Annotated in this window: 13 protein-coding genes; 6 read left to right on the top strand and 7 right to left on the bottom strand. The window is 71.6% G+C overall.

Going from position 1 to position 15,018, the window contains the following annotated elements; all coding sequences use genetic code 11:
* Positions 1–10 precede the first annotated feature (10 nt).
* Positions 11–994, top strand: a complete 984-nt coding sequence (gene holA, locus GXP74_RS08040; protein WP_182450701.1) for a DNA polymerase III subunit delta — start codon at positions 11–13, stop codon at positions 992–994.
* Between the two features lie 269 nt (positions 995–1,263).
* Here holA and rpsT read toward each other — a convergent pair whose 3' ends face one another.
* Together rpsT and GXP74_RS08050 are read right to left on the bottom strand one after the other, a co-directional pair.
* Complete coding sequence (gene rpsT, locus GXP74_RS08045) at positions 1,264–1,530, bottom strand: 30S ribosomal protein S20 (protein WP_182450702.1); 267 nt, start codon at positions 1,528–1,530, stop codon at positions 1,264–1,266.
* 128 nt (positions 1,531–1,658) lie between these two features.
* Positions 1,659–1,961 (bottom strand): antibiotic biosynthesis monooxygenase, encoded by a 303-nt coding sequence (locus tag GXP74_RS08050; protein WP_182450703.1) that lies wholly within the window; start codon positions 1,959–1,961, stop codon positions 1,659–1,661.
* Positions 1,962–2,061: 100 nt separating this feature from the next.
* Here GXP74_RS08050 and GXP74_RS08055 point away from each other — a divergent pair, with 100 nt between their 5' ends.
* Positions 2,062–2,493 (top strand): hypothetical protein, encoded by a 432-nt coding sequence (locus GXP74_RS08055; RefSeq protein ID WP_182450704.1) that lies wholly within the window; start codon positions 2,062–2,064, stop codon positions 2,491–2,493.
* Between the two features lie 168 nt (positions 2,494–2,661).
* Positions 2,662–4,533, top strand: coding sequence for a translation elongation factor 4 (gene lepA, locus GXP74_RS08060; RefSeq protein WP_182450705.1), 1,872 nt, complete (start codon positions 2,662–2,664; stop codon positions 4,531–4,533).
* Between the two features lie 52 nt (positions 4,534–4,585).
* On the opposite strand, the gene GXP74_RS08065 is transcribed toward lepA, so the two are convergent.
* Positions 4,586–5,170 (bottom strand): TIGR03086 family metal-binding protein, encoded by a 585-nt coding sequence (locus tag GXP74_RS08065; RefSeq protein WP_182450706.1) that lies wholly within the window; start codon positions 5,168–5,170, stop codon positions 4,586–4,588.
* Between the two features lie 82 nt (positions 5,171–5,252).
* Between GXP74_RS08065 and GXP74_RS08070 the strand changes: the two genes are divergently transcribed.
* Positions 5,253–6,068, top strand: coding sequence for an AraC family transcriptional regulator (locus GXP74_RS08070; RefSeq protein ID WP_182450707.1), 816 nt, complete (start codon positions 5,253–5,255; stop codon positions 6,066–6,068).
* Between the two features lie 66 nt (positions 6,069–6,134).
* Here the strand turns inward: GXP74_RS08070 and GXP74_RS08075 are convergent, their stop codons facing one another.
* Both GXP74_RS08075 and GXP74_RS08080 read right to left on the bottom strand, forming a co-directional pair.
* The gene (locus GXP74_RS08075; RefSeq protein ID WP_182450708.1) at positions 6,135–8,105 is read right to left on the bottom strand and encodes an ABC transporter ATP-binding protein; all 1,971 of its coding nucleotides are present in this window, start codon (positions 8,103–8,105) and stop codon (positions 6,135–6,137) included.
* Positions 8,102–9,835 (bottom strand): ABC transporter ATP-binding protein, encoded by a 1,734-nt coding sequence (locus GXP74_RS08080; RefSeq protein WP_182450709.1) that lies wholly within the window; start codon positions 9,833–9,835, stop codon positions 8,102–8,104. The genes GXP74_RS08075 and GXP74_RS08080 overlap by 4 nt, the downstream gene beginning before the upstream one ends.
* Before the next feature lie 469 nt (positions 9,836–10,304).
* Here GXP74_RS08080 and GXP74_RS08085 point away from each other — a divergent pair, with 469 nt between their 5' ends.
* Both GXP74_RS08085 and hemW read left to right on the top strand, forming a co-directional pair.
* A complete protein-coding gene (locus GXP74_RS08085; protein ID WP_182456279.1) occupies positions 10,305–12,185 on the top strand; it encodes a long-chain fatty acid--CoA ligase in 1,881 nt (626 codons plus the stop codon).
* A gap of 55 nt (positions 12,186–12,240) precedes the next feature.
* Complete coding sequence (gene hemW / locus GXP74_RS08090) at positions 12,241–13,470, top strand: radical SAM family heme chaperone HemW (RefSeq protein ID WP_182450710.1); 1,230 nt, start codon at positions 12,241–12,243, stop codon at positions 13,468–13,470.
* Between the two features lie 88 nt (positions 13,471–13,558).
* On the opposite strand, the gene GXP74_RS08095 is transcribed toward hemW, so the two are convergent.
* Positions 13,559–14,407, bottom strand: a complete 849-nt coding sequence (locus tag GXP74_RS08095) for a DUF3097 domain-containing protein (RefSeq protein WP_182450711.1) — start codon at positions 14,405–14,407, stop codon at positions 13,559–13,561.
* Positions 14,404–14,985 carry a hypothetical protein gene (locus tag GXP74_RS08100; protein WP_182450712.1) on the bottom strand — a complete coding sequence of 194 codons (582 nt, stop codon included), beginning with the start codon at positions 14,983–14,985 and terminating at the stop codon, positions 14,404–14,406. The genes GXP74_RS08095 and GXP74_RS08100 overlap by 4 nt, the downstream gene beginning before the upstream one ends.
* Positions 14,986–15,018: the final 33 nt, after the last annotated feature.

Here is a 15,018-nt window from a genome sequence, read left to right on the forward strand (position 1 = left end):
GCTGACGGCGATGGCCAGGAAACCCAGCGACGACCCGCTCTCCCCGCTGACGCTCGTCGTCGGCCAGGAGGAGCTCCTGCTCGACCGTGCCGTGGCGCAGACCACCTCGGCGGCCCGGCAGGCCGACCCCGACACCGACGTCCGCGACCTCCAGCCCGGGGCGCTTCAGCCGGGCATGCTCAGCGAGCTGACCAGCCCCTCGCTGTTCTCCGAGCGCAAGGTGATCATCGTCAGGGCCGCGCAGGACCTCGCCGCCGACACCGTCAAGGAGATCAAGTCCTACCTGGACGATCCGGCCCCCGAGGTGATGCTGGTGCTGGTGCACGCGGGCGGGGCCAAGGGCAAGGGGCTGCTCGACGCGGCGAAGAAGGCGGGTGCCCGCGAGGTCGTCTGCCCCAAGCTCAGCAAGCCCGCCGAGAAGCTGGCGTTCGTCCGCGCCGAGTTCCGGGTCACCGGCCGCTCCGCGACCGAGGACGCCTGTACCGCGCTGCTGGACGCGGTCGGCAGCGACCTGCGCGAGCTCGCCTCGGCCTGCAGCCAGTTGGCCGCCGACACCGAGGGCACCATCGACGAGACCGTCGTCGCCCGCTACTACACCGGCCGGGCCGAGTCCTCCGGCTTCCAGGTCGCCGACCTGGCGGTGACCGGCCGCACCGCCGAGGCGCTGGGCCAGCTGCGCTGGGCGCTGGCGGTGGGCGAGAAGCCGACCGGCATCGTCTTCGCGCTGGCGTCGGGCGTCCGGGCCATCGGCCGGGTCGCCACCGCCGACCGCGGGCTCCGCCCCGGCGACCTGGCGCGCGAGCTGGGAATGCCGCCGTGGAAGATCGACCGGGTCCGCCAGCAGCTGCGCGGCTGGAGCGGCGACGGCGTGGCCGTGGCGCTGCGCGCGATCGCCGAGGCCGACGCCGCCGTCAAGGGCGGCTCCGGCGACCCCGCCTACGCCCTGGAGCAGTGCGTGGTCACGGTCTCCCGCGCGGCCCGCTCGCAACGCTGACCGGGCCGTTCCAGCACGTGGTACGGGAACGGCCCGCCCAGTGGGGACCGGGCGGGCCGTATCGATCTGGTCGGTGACCAGGAGTTCTCTTCGTACTGAGAGGCACCGCACCCGCGTGGCGAACGCAGGCCGCGTGCGGTGCGAGAAAGCGTGCTCAGCTGTCCGGGTAGAGGGCCGGACCTGCTGGGCGGGGCCGGAGCGGTGCGGTTGAGAGGGACCGCGTTCCCGTTCCGGCGGTGGTCGTCGTCAAGCGCGACCGGGAAAGCAGATCAGCCCTGGAGCCCGGCAGCCCGCGCGGCGAGCGCCGACTTCTTGTTGGCAGCCTGGTTCTTGTGGATGACGCCCTTGCTGGCGGCCTTGTCGAGCTTCTTGTTGGCCTCGCGGGTCAGCGCGACGGCCTTCTCGACGTCGCCGGCCTCCATGGCCTCACGGGCCTTGCGGACGGCGGTCTTCAGCGAGGACTTGACAGCCTTGTTGCGCTGACGAGCCTTCTCGTTGGTCTTGATGCGCTTGATCTGGGACTTGATGTTCGCCACGAATGAGCCTCAGTCTGAAGTATTGGAACAGGGTTGGCGTCCGCTGCCCCGGGCAGGCCGCCGACCTCGCGGTCAGTGGGCATGCGGGATCGCAGACACGGTGGTCCAGGCTAGCAGGGGGGCCGCGCCTAGCCCAAACCGTCCGAGCCGAAGTGCTCGACCAGCGGGAACGGCGAGTAGAAGTGGTGCAGCAGCTCCCGCCAGCGCTGGTACTCGGCGGACCGCCGGAAGCCCTCGGTGTGATCCTCCAGCCGCTCCCACTCGACCTGGAGCAGGAACCGCGACTCGCCGCCCGGGTCGAGGCAGCGGAGCAGCCGCAGCGAGACGAAGCCGGGCTGGACCGAGATCAGCGGGCGGGCCTGCGCGAAGGCGGCGAGGAAGGCGTCCTCCTGGCCGGGCAGGACGTCGAGGCGGGCGGATTCGAGGATCATGGGCAGTGATCATGCCGGAAGGCCGTTCCCCCACGCCGTCGAGCTGCGGATTTCCCGGGACTCTTCGCGCACTGCGGACCGGTGTGCCAGTGTGGCGGTCATGACCGCTGCTGTTCGTCGCGCCCGCGCTGCCGTCTCCGGCCCCCGCTCCGCCCTGGTGCTGTCCGGGATCCTGGCCGGAATGGGGGCGCTGCACTTCGCCGTGCCGAAGCCGTTCGACGCGCTGGTGCCCAAGGTGCTCCCGGGCAGTCCCCGGGGCTGGACGAAGGCCAGCGGCGCCGCCGAGCTGGCGGTGGCCGCGGCGGTCGCGCTGCCCGCGACCCGGCGGCTGGGCGGGCTGGCCGCCGCCGGACTGTTCACGGCGGTGTTCCCGGCGAACGTGCAGATGGCCTACGACTGGCGGCAGGCCTCCCGGGTGAAGCGGGCGATCGCGCTGGGCCGACTGCCGTTGCAGGCCCCGCTGATCGGCTGGGCGCTGGCCGTCCGGGCCGGCGCCGGCGCCTCGGACGCCCTGGCCCCGGCAGCCGAGTAGCGGCCCGGGCGACATCCGGGCGGCGTCCGGCGAAACGGGGTCCGGGCCGCGCCCGGGGGCGTTGGCGGTGGCTCTGAGCGGCCGGGTGCCCGCTCGTGGGACGATAGTCGGGGAACACCCCGCGACGACCTCCGCCCTGCTCCTCCACTCGACACCATTGGATCCTGCGTGCCCGCCATCCCCGTCAACGTTCCGGAGCCCAGCCGCACCGACCCGGCGCTGATCCGCAACTTCTGCATCATCGCCCACATCGACCACGGCAAGTCCACGCTTGCCGACCGGATGCTTCAGATCACCGGTGTGGTCGACCCCCGGATGATGCGCGCGCAGTACCTCGACCGGATGGACATCGAGCGCGAGCGCGGCATCACCATCAAGTCGCAGGCGGTGCGACTGCCGTGGGCGCCGCTGAGCGGCGACGCGCAGGGCACGACGCACATCCTGAACATGATCGACACCCCCGGCCACGTCGACTTCACCTACGAGGTGTCCCGGTCGCTGGCGGCCTGCGAGGGCACGCTGCTGGTGGTGGACGCGGCCCAGGGCATCGAGGCGCAGACGCTGGCGAACCTGTACCTGGCGCTGGAGAACGACCTCACCATCATCCCGGTGCTCAACAAGATCGACCTCCCGGCCGCGCAGCCGGAGAAGTACTCCGAGGAGCTGGCCCGGATCATCGGCTGCGAGCCCGAGGACGTGCTGCTCGCCAGCGCCAAGAGCGGCCTCGGCGTGGAGGCGATCCTGGACGCGGTGGTCCAGCGGGTCCCGGCCCCGGTCGGCGTCAAGGACGCCCCGGCCCGCGCGATGATCTTCGACTCGGTCTACGACACCTACCGCGGCGTGGTCACCTACGTCCGTGTGGTCGACGGCGAGCTGACCAAGCGCGAGCGGATCACCATGATGTCCACCGGCGCGGCCCACGAGCTGCTGGAGATCGGTGTCATCTCGCCGGAGCCCAAGGTCGCCGACGGCCTCGGGGTCGGCGAGGTCGGCTACATCATCACCGGGGTGAAGGACGTCCGGCAGTCCAAGGTCGGTGACACCATCACCTCGCTGCACCACGGCGCGACCGAGGCGCTGGGCGGCTACAAGGACCCGCTGCCGATGGTCTTCTCCGGCCTGTACCCGCTGGACGGCAGCGACTACCCGCTGCTCCGCGACGCGCTGGACAAGCTACAGCTGAACGACGCCGCGCTGGTCTACGAGCCGGAGACCTCGGTCGCCCTGGGCTTCGGCTTCCGCTGCGGCTTCCTCGGGCTGCTGCACCTGGAGATCATCCGGGAGCGGCTGGAGCGCGAGTTCAACCTGGACCTGATCTCCACCGCGCCCAACGTGGTCTACCGGGTGGTGATGGAGGACGGCACCGAGATCAGCGTGACCAACCCCAGCGAGTTCCCCGGCGGCAAGATCAGCGAGGTGTACGAGCCGGTGGTGCGCGGCACCATCCTGGCGCCCAACGAGTTCGTCGGCGCGATCATGGAGCTCTGCCAGGGCCGCCGCGGCGCGCTCCAGGGCATGGACTACCTGTCCGAGGACCGGGTGGAGCTGCGCTACACGCTGCCGCTGGCCGAGATCGTCTTCGACTTCTTCGACATGCTGAAGTCCAAGACCCGCGGCTACGGCTCCTTCGACTACGAGCCGATCGGCGAGCAGTCCGCCGACCTGGTCAAGGTCGACATCCTGCTGCACGGCGACGCGGTGGACGCCTTCTCGGCCGTGGTCCACAAGGACAAGGCCTACAACTACGGCGTGATGATGGCCGGGAAGCTCCAGAAGCTGATCCCGCGCCAGCAGTTCGAGGTGCCGATCCAGGCCGCGATCGGCTCGCGGGTGATCGCCCGCGAGACCGTGCGCGCCATCCGCAAGGACGTCCTCGCCAAGTGCTACGGCGGTGACATCTCGCGTAAGCGGAAGCTGCTGGAGAAGCAGAAGGAGGGCAAGAAGCGGATGAAGATGGTCGGCCGGGTCGAGGTCCCGCAGGAGGCCTTCATCGCCGCGCTGTCCACCGACGCCGACGCCCCCGCGGACAAGAAGAAGTAGCGCCCGCACCGGGGCGGGGGTCGGCCCCCGCCCCGGTCGCCCGGTGCCGCGGTCAGCGGCGCGTCCAGCGCGGGTCGCGGCCGGACAGTGCCAGCGCCCGCTCGAAGGCCGGGGCGTCCGCGGCGACCGGCAGCGCCTCGGCGAAACCGCCGGGGAACGAGCGGTACATCCCGGCGTACTCCTCGACCAGGCCCAGCGCCGTCTCCGCCACCGAGTCGTCGGGCGCGAACGCCTGGCCGGTGGCCGCCGCCAGCTCCCAGCCGTGCAGCACCAGCTCCAGCAGGTTCAGCGCGGCGACGGTCGCGGCCGGCATGGACGCGTCGCCCACCTTGAGGTCCCCGGTCCACGCCGCCGGGTCGGCCCAGGCCGCCAGCGCCAGGTCGAGCCGCGCGGCGTAGTCCTCGGCCCAGTCGGGGGAGGCGGCGAAGTCGCGCCGCTGCAACTCCTCGGAGACCGTCTCACCCCGGGCGCGCAGCTCGAAGTTGTAGCCGGTCCACAGCACCAGGTGATTGGCCAGGGCCTGGACATTCCATTCAGCGGCTGGGGTGGGGTCGGTCAGCTGGGCCGGGGTGACCGCGCGGGCGACCCGTGCGGCCTGTGCGGCAGCGGCGGTGAGTTGCGGGAGGATGTTCGTCATAGGGCCACGCTAGGAGCCCCGGCTCCGATGGTCTTGAAGAAACGCGACAGCGACCCGACACGAGTGGACACCCAGCGGGACGATGACCGGTACCACGGACGACGACGGCAGCGGGCTGGGCCCGCCGCGCGGGGTGCTGCGCCCGTCGGGCACGGGCGGGCTCTTCACGCTCGACCGGGTCCGGCCGACGCCGGAGCTGGACACGCTGGTGGAGTGCTACTGGAACGTCCGCTGGGACCTGCGCGGCCTGCCCCCGCGCGAACAGCAGGTGCTCGCGCATCCGCAGCTGCACCTGGTCTTCGAGCAGCCCGAGGCCAGGGTGTACGGGGTCGACCGGGGCCTGTTCGTCCGGCGGCTGGAGGGCCGGGGACAGGTACTCGGGATCAAGTTCCGACCCGGCGGCTTCCGCCCGTTCTGGGGCGGCCCGGTACAGGAGCTGGCGGACCGGGTGCTGCCCGCCGCCGAGGTCTTCGGGGAGGCCGTCGCCGGGACGAACCGCGGGATCCTGGCCCTGGACAGCCTCCCGGGGATGGCCGCGCTCGCCGACGCCTTCCTGCTGGCCCGGCGGCCCGCGGCCGACCCCAGGGTGGCCGAGGTCACCGCCATGGTCGACCTGGCCGCCGCCGACCACGGCATCGTCCGGGTCGAGCAGCTCGCCGCGCGCTGCGAGGTCTCGGTGCGCACCCTGCAGCGGCTGTTCGCCGAGTACGTCGGGGTCGGCCCGAAGTGGGTGCTGCGCCGGTTCCGGTTGCAGCAGGCCGCGCTGCTCGCGGACGCCGGTGCGGTGGACTGGCCGCTGCTCGCCGCCGAACTCGGCTACGCCGACCAGGCCCATCTCAGCCGTGACTTCACCGCCGTGGTGGGCCGGCCGCCGACCCGCTACACCGCAGGCCACTGACTCCGAAAATGACTGATCGTCACCCACCGCCGGGGAGGCGGTGGATGACGATCAGTGGGGACGGGCTCAGTCGACCTCGGCCACCGCCTGCGAGAACTGCGCGGAGTACAGCCGGGCGTAGGCCCCGTCCGCCTCCAACAGCTCGCTGTGGCTGCCCTGTTCGACGATCGCGCCGTTCTCCATCACCAGGATGGTGTCGGCGTCGCGGATCGTCGACAGCCGGTGGGCGATGACGAACGCGGTGCGGCCGGTGCGCAGTTTGGCCATCGCGCGCTGGATCAGCACCTCGGTCCGGGTGTCGACGGAACTGGTGGCCTCGTCCAGGACCAGGATCGACGGCTCGGCCAGGAACGCCCGGGCGATGGTGATCAGCTGCTTCTCGCCCGCGCTGACGTTGGTGCCCTCGTCGTCTATCAGCGTGTCGTAGCCCTCGGGCAGGGTCCGCACGAAGCGGTCGACGTGGGCCGCCCTGGCGGCGGCCACCACCTCGTCACGGGTCGCGCCCGCGCGGCCGTAGGCGATGTTGTCCGCGATGGAGCCGCCGAACAGCCAGGTGTCCTGCAACACCATGCCGATGCCGGAGCGCAGTTCCTCACGCGACATGGCGGCGATGTCCACCCCGTCCAGGGTGATCCGGCCGCCGGTGACCTCGTAGAACCGCATCAGCAGGTTGACCAGGGTGGTCTTGCCCGCGCCGGTGGGGCCGACGATGGCCACGGTGTGGCCGGGCTCGGCGGTCAGCGACAGGTCCTCGATCAGCGGCTTGGCCGGCTCGTAGCGGAAGGCCACGTGCTCGAAGGCGACCCGGCCGCGAAGCGCCTCCGGGCGCGACGGGAGGGCCGGATCGGGCTCCTGCTCGGGGGCGTCCAGGAGTTCGAAGACCCGCTCGGCCGAGGCGACGCCCGACTGCACCAGGTTGGACATGCTGGCGACCTGTGTCAGCGGCTGGCTGAACTGCCGCGAGTACTGGATGAACGCCTGCACGTCACCGATCGACAGCGCGCCGGAGGCCACCCGCAGCCCGCCGACGACCGCCACCAGCACGTAGTTGATGTTGCCGATGAACATCATGCAGGGCTGGATCAGGCCGGAGACGAACTGCGCCTTGAAGCTGGAGGCGTACAGCTTCTCGTTCTGCTCGCGGAACAGCTCCGCGGACTCCTCGGCCCGCCCGAAGACCTTGACCAGGGCGTGCCCGCTGTACATCTCCTCGATGTGCGAGTTGAGCTTGCCGGTGGTCTTCCACTGGGCGACGAACTCCGGCTGCGCGCGCTTGCCGACCTTGGTGGCGACGATCACCGAGGCCGGGACGCTGATCAGGGCGATCAGCGCGAGCAGCCAGGAGATGTAGAACATCATGGTGAGCACGCCGACGATGGTCAGCAGCGAGGTCAGGATCTGGCTCAGCGTCTGCTGCAGGGTCTGCCCGATGTTGTCGATGTCGTTGGTGACCCGGCTCAGCACCTCGCCGCGCGGCTGCTGGTCGAAGTAGCTCAGCGGCAGCTTGGCTATCTTGTTCTCGACGTCGGTCCGCAGCCGCTGGACGGCGCGTTGCAGCGACCGGTTCATCAGCCGGGCCTGGACGATGCCGCAGAGCCCCGCCAGCAGGTAGATGCCGAGCACCCACAGCAGCACGCTGCCGACGGAGTTGAAGTCGATGCCGTGGCCGGGGTGGAGGTCCTTCATGGCGGCCAGGAGGTCGGCCTCCTTGCCCGCGCCGGTGGCGCGCAGGTGGGCGACCGCCTCGGCCTGGGTGCTGCCCAGCGGCAGCTTCTTGCCGAAGACCCCGGCCAGGATCAGGTCGGTGGCGTGGCCGAGGATCTTCGGCCCGACCACCGACAGGGTGACGCTGCACAGCGCCAGCAGCACGGCGATGCTCAGCAGTGCGCGCTCCGGGCGGAGCAGGCCGAGCACCCGCTTGCCGGAGGCCTTGAAGTTCATCGACTTCTCGACCGGGCCACCGGCCATCATCCGGCCGGGGCCCGGCATCGGTCGCGGGCCGCGACGCTTGGCCGCCGCTTCCTCTTCGGAGCTCATGCCGCCTCCGCCTCGGTCAGCTGGGACAGGACGATCTCGCGGTAGGTCTCGTTGGTGTCCATCAACTCGTGGTGGGTTCCGGTGCCGACGACGGAGCCCTCGTCCAGGACGATGATCCGGTCGGCGTCGCGAATGGTGCTGACCCGCTGGGCGACGATGACGACGGTGGCCTCGGCGGTCTCGTGGGCGAGGGCCGCGCGCAGCCGGGCGTCGGTGGCGTAGTCCAGGGCGGAGAAGGAGTCGTCGAACAGGTAGATCTCCGGTCGGCGGACCAGTACCCGGGCGATGGCCAGGCGCTGGCGCTGGCCGCCGGAGACGTTGGTGCCGCCCTGGGCGATCGGGGCGTCCAGGCCCTCCGGCAGCTTCTCCACGAAGTCCTTGGCCTGCGCGGTCTCCAGCGCGGCCCAGAGGTCCTCGTCGGTGGCGTCCGGGTTGCCGTAGCGCAGGTTGCTGGCGACGGTGCCGCTGAACAGGTAGGGCTTCTGCGGCACCAGCCCGACCGTGCGGGCGAGCAGCACCGGGTCGAGGTCGCGCACGTCCACGCCGTCGACCAGCACGCTGCCGTCGGTGGCGTCGGAGAGCCGGGGGATCAGCGTCAGCAGCGTGGTCTTGCCGGAGCCGGTGCTGCCGATGATCGCGGTGGTCTCGCCGGGGCGGGCGTCGATGCTGACGTCGCGCAGCACCGCCGACTCGGCTCCGGGGTAGCGGAACTCCGCGCCGCGCAGTTCCAGGTAGCCGCTGCGCTTGAGCTCGCGGACAGGGGCCAGCGGCGGGACGACGGTGCTCTCGGTGTCCAGCACCTCCTGGATCCGCTCGGCGCAGACCTCGGCCCGGGGCACCATCATGAACATGAAGGTGGCCATCATCACCGACATCAGGATCTGCATCAGGTAGCTGAGGAACGCGGTCAGCGCGCCGATCTGCATACCGCCGCTGTTGATCCGGTACGAGCCGAACCACAGCACGGCCACGCTGGAGACGTTGACGATCATCATCACCAGCGGGAACATCAGCGCCAGCAGCTTGCCGACGCGGATCGCGTTGTCGGTGAGCTCCGCGTTGGCCTCGGCGAAGCGCTCGCGCTCGTGGGTGTCCTTGACGAACGCCCGGATCACCCGCAGGCCGGTGATCTGCTCGCGCAGGATCCGGTTGATGCCGTCGATCCGCACCTGCATGGAGCGGAACAGCGGGCGCAGCCGACTGACGATCAGGCCGATCACTACGGCCAGCACCGGCACGATCGCGACCAGCAGCGAGGACAGCGGCACGTCCTGGTTGAGCGCCATGATGATGCCGCCGACGCACATGATCGGCGCGGAGACCATCAGCGTGAAGGTCATCAGCACCAGCATCTGCACCTGCTGCACGTCGTTGGTGCTGCGGGTGATCAGCGAGGGCGCGCCGAAGTGGCCCACCTCGCGCGCGGAGAAGGACTGCACCCGGTTGAACACCGAGGCGCGGACGTCGCGTCCGAGCGCCATGGCGGTGCGTGCGCCGAAGAACACCGCGCCGATGGCGCACGCGACCTGGGCCACCGTGACCGCGAGCATGATCCCGCCGGTCTGCAGGATGTAGCTGGTGTCACCCTTGACCACGCCGCTGTCGATGATGTCGGCGTTGAGCGTGGGCAGGTAGAGGGTGGCTATGGTCTGGATCAGCTGCAACAGCACCAGGTAGGTAATCGGCCTGGTGTAGGGGCCGAGGTGGGCCCGCAGGAGTCGGATCAGCACACGGTTCTCTCAGGTGGTCGAGGTGGGCGAGGTGATGGTCGGCCGGTCATCGCCGCCGGCCGGGCGGGTGTCCGCGCCGGTTCCGGCGGCGGGCGAGGGAGTCCTGCCAGGGGAGGCCATCGTCGCGGCGTGTCCCGCCGTTACTTCTGCGTACGATGCACGTGGTTTCTGTGCGGCCCGGGAGGGCGTAGGTTTCGACTGGAGTCATCGTAGGTTGCTTACTTGCCGACCGGCAAGCTATTTCGTGGCAGCCCTCGCCGGTCGGCGGCGGTGTATCGCCCGGCAGCTCGCCCTCCGAGCCTCTTACGTGTCGGGGCCAGACGTTCTACCCTGATCGTTGCCCCGTAGTTACTCGTGAGTTAACAACCGTCTCGGCCCGGTAGCTGGGCCTCCGGAGGTACCCGTGAGTCCCACTGCCCACAGCACGGCCACGCACAGTGCGAACGCCACCGCCACCCCGTCCACCCCGATGGTCGTCGACCGTCCGCACTCGGTCGCGCAGATGTTCGCCGCCCGGGTCGCCGAGACCCCCGCCCGCGAGGCCTACCGCTACCCCGTCCCGGTGGACGAGCACGCCGCCGACGGTGCGCCCGGCGCGGAGCAGTGGCGCTCGATGAGCTGGGGCCAGGCCGCGGAGCGGGTCTACGCCATCGCGGCCGGGATGATGGCGCTGGGCGTCCGGCCGGAGGAACGGGTCGCCGTCTCCTGCTCGACCCGGATCGAGTGGATCCTGGCCGACCTCGGCATCATGTGCGCGGGCGCGGCGGTCACCGCCGTCTACCCCAGCACCAACGCCGACGAGACCGCCTACATCCTGGAGGACTCCGGCAGCCGGGGCGCGGTGGTCGAGGACGCCAAGCAGCTGCGGAAGGTCCTCGGCGAGTGCGGGCAGCTGCCCGAGCTGGCGTTCCTGGTCACCGTGGACGGCAGCAAGCCGGAGCAGCCGCACCCGGGGGTCGAGGTGCTCTCGCTGACCGAGCTGGAGGAGCGCGGCGCGGCCTACCTCAAGGAGCACCCGGACGCGGTCGCCGGAGCCATCGCCGCGATCGACCGCGACCAGCTGGCCACGCTGATCTACACCTCCGGCACCACCGGCCGCCCCAAGGGCGTCCGGCTGGCGCACGACTGCTGGTCCTACCAGGCCACCGCGCAGGCCAGCGGCGGCCTGCTGACCCCGGACGACGTGCAGTACCTGTGGCTGCCGCTGTCGCACGTCTTCGGCAAGACGCTGACCTCCGGGCAGATCCGGCTCGGCTCGGTCACCGCCGTCGACGGCCGGGTGGACCGCATCATCCACAACCTGCCGGTGGTCAACCCCACCTACATGGCCGCCGCGCCGCGGGTGTTCGAGAAGGTCTACAACGGCATCGCGGCCAAGGCCCGGGCCGAGGGCGGGGCCAAGTACAAGATCTTCCTGTGGGCCGCCAAGGTCGCCCGCGACTACGCCCGCACCGGCCAGGAGTCGCTGGTCGCCACCGGCGTCCGGAAGATCCCGCTCGGCCTCAGGGCGCAGCACGCGATCGCCGACAAGCTGGTCTACGCGAAGATCCGCGCGGCCTTCGGCGGCCGGATGCGCGCCTGCGTCTCCGGCAGCGCCGCGCTCGCGCCGGAGATCGGCTTCTTCTTCTCCGGGGCAGGGGTGCACATCCTGGAGGGCTACGGCATGACCGAGAGCAGCGCCGGGTCCACGGTCAACCCGGGCGAGGACTACCGGGTCGGCACCGTCGGTACCCCGCTGCCCGGATCCGAGGTGCGGATCGCCGAGGACGGCGAGATCCTGCTGCGCAGCCCGGGGGTGATGCGCGGCTACCACAACCAGCCGGAGAAGACCGCCGAGGTGCTGGAGAGCGACGGCTGGTTCCACACCGGCGACATCGGCGAGATCGACAAGGACGGCTTCGTCCGGATCACCGACCGCAAGAAGGACATGTTCAAGACCTCCGGCGGCAAGTACGTCGCCCCCAGCGAGGTCGAGGGCCGGTTCAAGGCGGTCTGCCCGTTCGTCAGCAACATCCTGGTCATCGGTGCCAGCCGGAACTTCTGTACCGCGCTGATCACCCTGGACGAGCCCGCGATCATGCAGTGGGCCGCCAGTCACGGCCAGGGCGGCCGGTCCTACGCCGAGGTCTGCGCCTCGGCCGAGGTGCACGAGCTGGTGGACGGCTTCGTCCAGCGGCTCAACGGCGACCTGCAGCGCTGGCAGACGATCAAGAAGTTCACCGTGCTGCCGCGCGACCTCGACATCGAGCACGGCGAGCTGACGCCCAGCCTCAAGGTGAAGCGGCCGGTGGTGGAGCGGGAGAACGCCGCCGCGATCGAGAAGATGTACGCCGGCACCGTCGAGGCGTAGCCCCCGGTCCGGCGGCCGGTCCCGGCGCCCGGCCCGATGCCGGACAATGGGAGGCATGCCCTCCGCGCTCCCTGACGGCGAAGCCGTCCCCGTCGACGGCGCCCTGCCCGAGCCCGCCCTGCGCGAGCTCGGGCAGCGGCCCTTCGGCTTCTACGTCCACGTCCCGTACTGCGCCACCCGCTGCGGGTACTGCGACTTCAACACCTACACCGCGAGCGAGCTGCACGCGTCCGGGGCGGTCGCCTCGCAGGAGACCTACGCGGACAACCTGGTGGCCGAGGTCCGGCACGCCCGCCGGGTGCTCGGCGACGCCGACGCGCCGGTACGCACGGTGTTCTTCGGCGGCGGCACCCCGACCCTGCTCCCGGCCCGCGACCTGGTCCGGATGCTGGCCGCGATCCGGGACGAGTTCGGCCTGGCGCCGGACGCCGAGGTCACCACCGAGGCCAATCCGGAGTCGGTGGACCCGGCCTACCTGGCGGAGCTGCGCGCGGGCGGTTTCAACCGGCTCAGCTTCGGCATGCAGAGCGCCCGGCCGCACGTGCTGCGGCTGCTGGACCGGCGGCACACCCCGGGCCGCCCGGAGGCCTGCGTGGCCCAGGCCAGGACCGAGGGCTTCGAGCACGTCAACCTGGACCTGATCTACGGCACCCCGGGGGAGAGCGACGACGACTGGCGGGCCTCGCTGGAGGCGGCGCTGGGCGCGGGCCCGGACCATGTCTCGGCCTACGCGCTGATCGTCGAGGAGGGCACCCGGCTGGCCGCGCGGATCCGCCGCGGCGAGATCCCGATGACCGACGACGACGTCCACGCCGACCGCTACCTGATCGCCGAGGAACTGCTCAGCGCCGCCGGGCTGCACTGGTACGAGGTGTCCAACTGGGCGACCGGGCCGCGGGCCCGCTGCCGCCACAACGAGCTGTACTGGACCGGCGCGGACTGGTGGGGCGCGGGCCCCGGCGCGCACAGCCACGTCGGGGGCGTGCGCTGGTGGAACGCCAAGCACCCGGCGGCGTACGCGCGGGCGCTCGCCGAGGGCCGCACGCCCGCGCAGGGGCGCGAGCGGCTGAGTGCGGAGGACCGCCGGGTCGAGCGGATCCTGCTGGAGCTGCGCCTGGCCGACGGCTGCCCGCTGGAGCTGCTGCACCGGGCGGGCCGCGAGGCCGCCGACCGCGCCCTCGCCGACGGTCTGCTGGCGGCCGGGCCGTACGCCGAGGGGCTGGCGGTGCTGACGCTGCGCGGACGGCTGCTGGCCGACGCCGTGGTGCGGGACCTGGTGGACTGAACGCCCTGCGCTGAACGCCCTGCGCCGAACGCCCTGCGCCGAACGCCCTGCGCCGAACGCCCTGCGCCGAACGCCCTGCGCCGAACGCCTAGGGGGCGGGTGCGGTGACGAAGTCGATCAGCTCCTCGACCCGGCCCAGCAGCGCCGGGTCGAGGTCGCGGAAGGAGTTCACCGAGGCCAGGATCCGCCGCCAGGCGTCCCTGGTGTCGGCCGGCCAGCCGAGGCGGCGGCAGACGCCCAGCTTCCACTCCTCCCCGCGCGGCACCTGCGGCCAGGCCGCGATGCCGACCGAGGCGGGCCGCACCGCCGCCCAGACGTCGATGTAGGGGTGGCCGACGATCAGCACGTCGGCCCCGCTCACCCGCTCCGCGATCCGTGACTCCTTGCTGCCCGGGACCAGGTGGTCCACCAGCACGCCGAGCCGCCGCCCCGGCTCCGGGGCGAACTCGGCGACGATCGCCGGGAGGTCGTCGATCCCCTCCAGGTACTCCACCACCACGCCCTCGATCCGCAGGTCGTCGCCCCAGACCCGCTCGACCAGCTCGGCGTCGTGCTTGCCCTCCACATAGATCCGGCTGGGCAGCGCCACCCGCGCCCGCGCCCCGGGGACCGCCACCGAGCCGGAGGCGGTCCGGGTCGGCCGGGCCGGAGCGGCGGCCGCCGCTCCGGCGGGCCGGACCAGGGTGACCGGCTTGCCGTCGATCAGGAAGCCGCCCGGGGTCAGCGGGAACACCCGCAGCTTGCGGTGCCGGTCCTCCAGCGTGACGGTGAGGCCCTCGGCGGTCTTCTCGCAGCGCAGCACCGCGCCGCAGAAGCCGGTGGTCACCTCCTCCACCACCAGGTCCCGCTCGGCGGGCACCTCGGGCGGGGGTGTGGAGCGCTTCCAGGGCGGGGTCAGGTCCGGGCCGTAGCGGCGGGACGCGGGGGTCGCGGTCACAGGCCGGGCGCTCCCCAGACCGGGAACCAGCGGGTCAGCTCCTGCTCGACCCGCAGGTCGTTGCCGAGCATCGCCTTGATCTGGATCTCCAGCGGGTTGTCCCGCTTCTCGCCCGGCAGCGGCGCGAACGGGTAGAAGCTGCCGCGCTTGTACAGGTAGACCAGGGCCAGCTTCCGCCCCTGGACGTCGCTGAAGTTCACCAGCGAGCAGAGCAGCTGCGGCCCGAAGCCGGTGCTCTCCAGCGCGCTGTTCACCGCGTGCACGTCGTTGACCAGCGAGACGATGTCGTCCGGGGAGTGCCGCGAGGTCAGCCAGGTGTAGCCGTAGTCGTCCCGGGTCGGCTCGATCGGGATGTGCCCCTCGGTGCCGGTGTCGGCGTCCAGCAGCGCCTGGACGTCCTGCTGGATCTGGGCGAAGGCGCCGCCCTCGACGGCGGCGAAGCAGACCGAGCCGACGCCGGTGGGCTTGAACCCGGCGGCGGCCTCCAGCGTGATCGCGGCCGAGGGCAGGCCGAACAGCTGGTCCAGATTGGGCTTGACGGGCTTGGTGCGGCCGAGCAGGGCGTCCAGGAAGCCCATGGGGTCAGCTCCTCGTACAGCGTGAAGGCAGTC

The sequence above is a fragment of the Streptacidiphilus sp. P02-A3a genome (genome assembly GCF_014084105.1).
Classification (GTDB): domain Bacteria; phylum Actinomycetota; class Actinomycetes; order Streptomycetales; family Streptomycetaceae; genus Streptacidiphilus.

Coding starts and splice junctions, on each gene's coding strand:
- holA (WP_182450701.1), top strand. CDS start 11: ATGGCCAGGAAACCCAGCGACGACCCGCTCTCCCCGCTGACGCTCGTC.
- GXP74_RS08050 (WP_182450703.1), bottom strand. CDS start 1,961: ATGATCCTCGAATCCGCCCGCCTCGACGTCCTGCCCGGCCAGGAGGAC.
- GXP74_RS08055 (WP_182450704.1), top strand. CDS start 2,062: ATGACCGCTGCTGTTCGTCGCGCCCGCGCTGCCGTCTCCGGCCCCCGC.
- GXP74_RS08065 (WP_182450706.1), bottom strand. CDS start 5,170: ATGACGAACATCCTCCCGCAACTCACCGCCGCTGCCGCACAGGCCGCA.
- GXP74_RS08070 (WP_182450707.1), top strand. CDS start 5,253: ATGACCGGTACCACGGACGACGACGGCAGCGGGCTGGGCCCGCCGCGC.
- GXP74_RS08075 (WP_182450708.1), bottom strand. CDS start 8,105: ATGAGCTCCGAAGAGGAAGCGGCGGCCAAGCGTCGCGGCCCGCGACCG.
- GXP74_RS08085 (WP_182456279.1), top strand. CDS start 10,305: ATGGTCGTCGACCGTCCGCACTCGGTCGCGCAGATGTTCGCCGCCCGG.
- hemW (WP_182450710.1), top strand. CDS start 12,241: ATGCCCTCCGCGCTCCCTGACGGCGAAGCCGTCCCCGTCGACGGCGCC.
- GXP74_RS08100 (WP_182450712.1), bottom strand. CDS start 14,985: ATGGGCTTCCTGGACGCCCTGCTCGGCCGCACCAAGCCCGTCAAGCCC.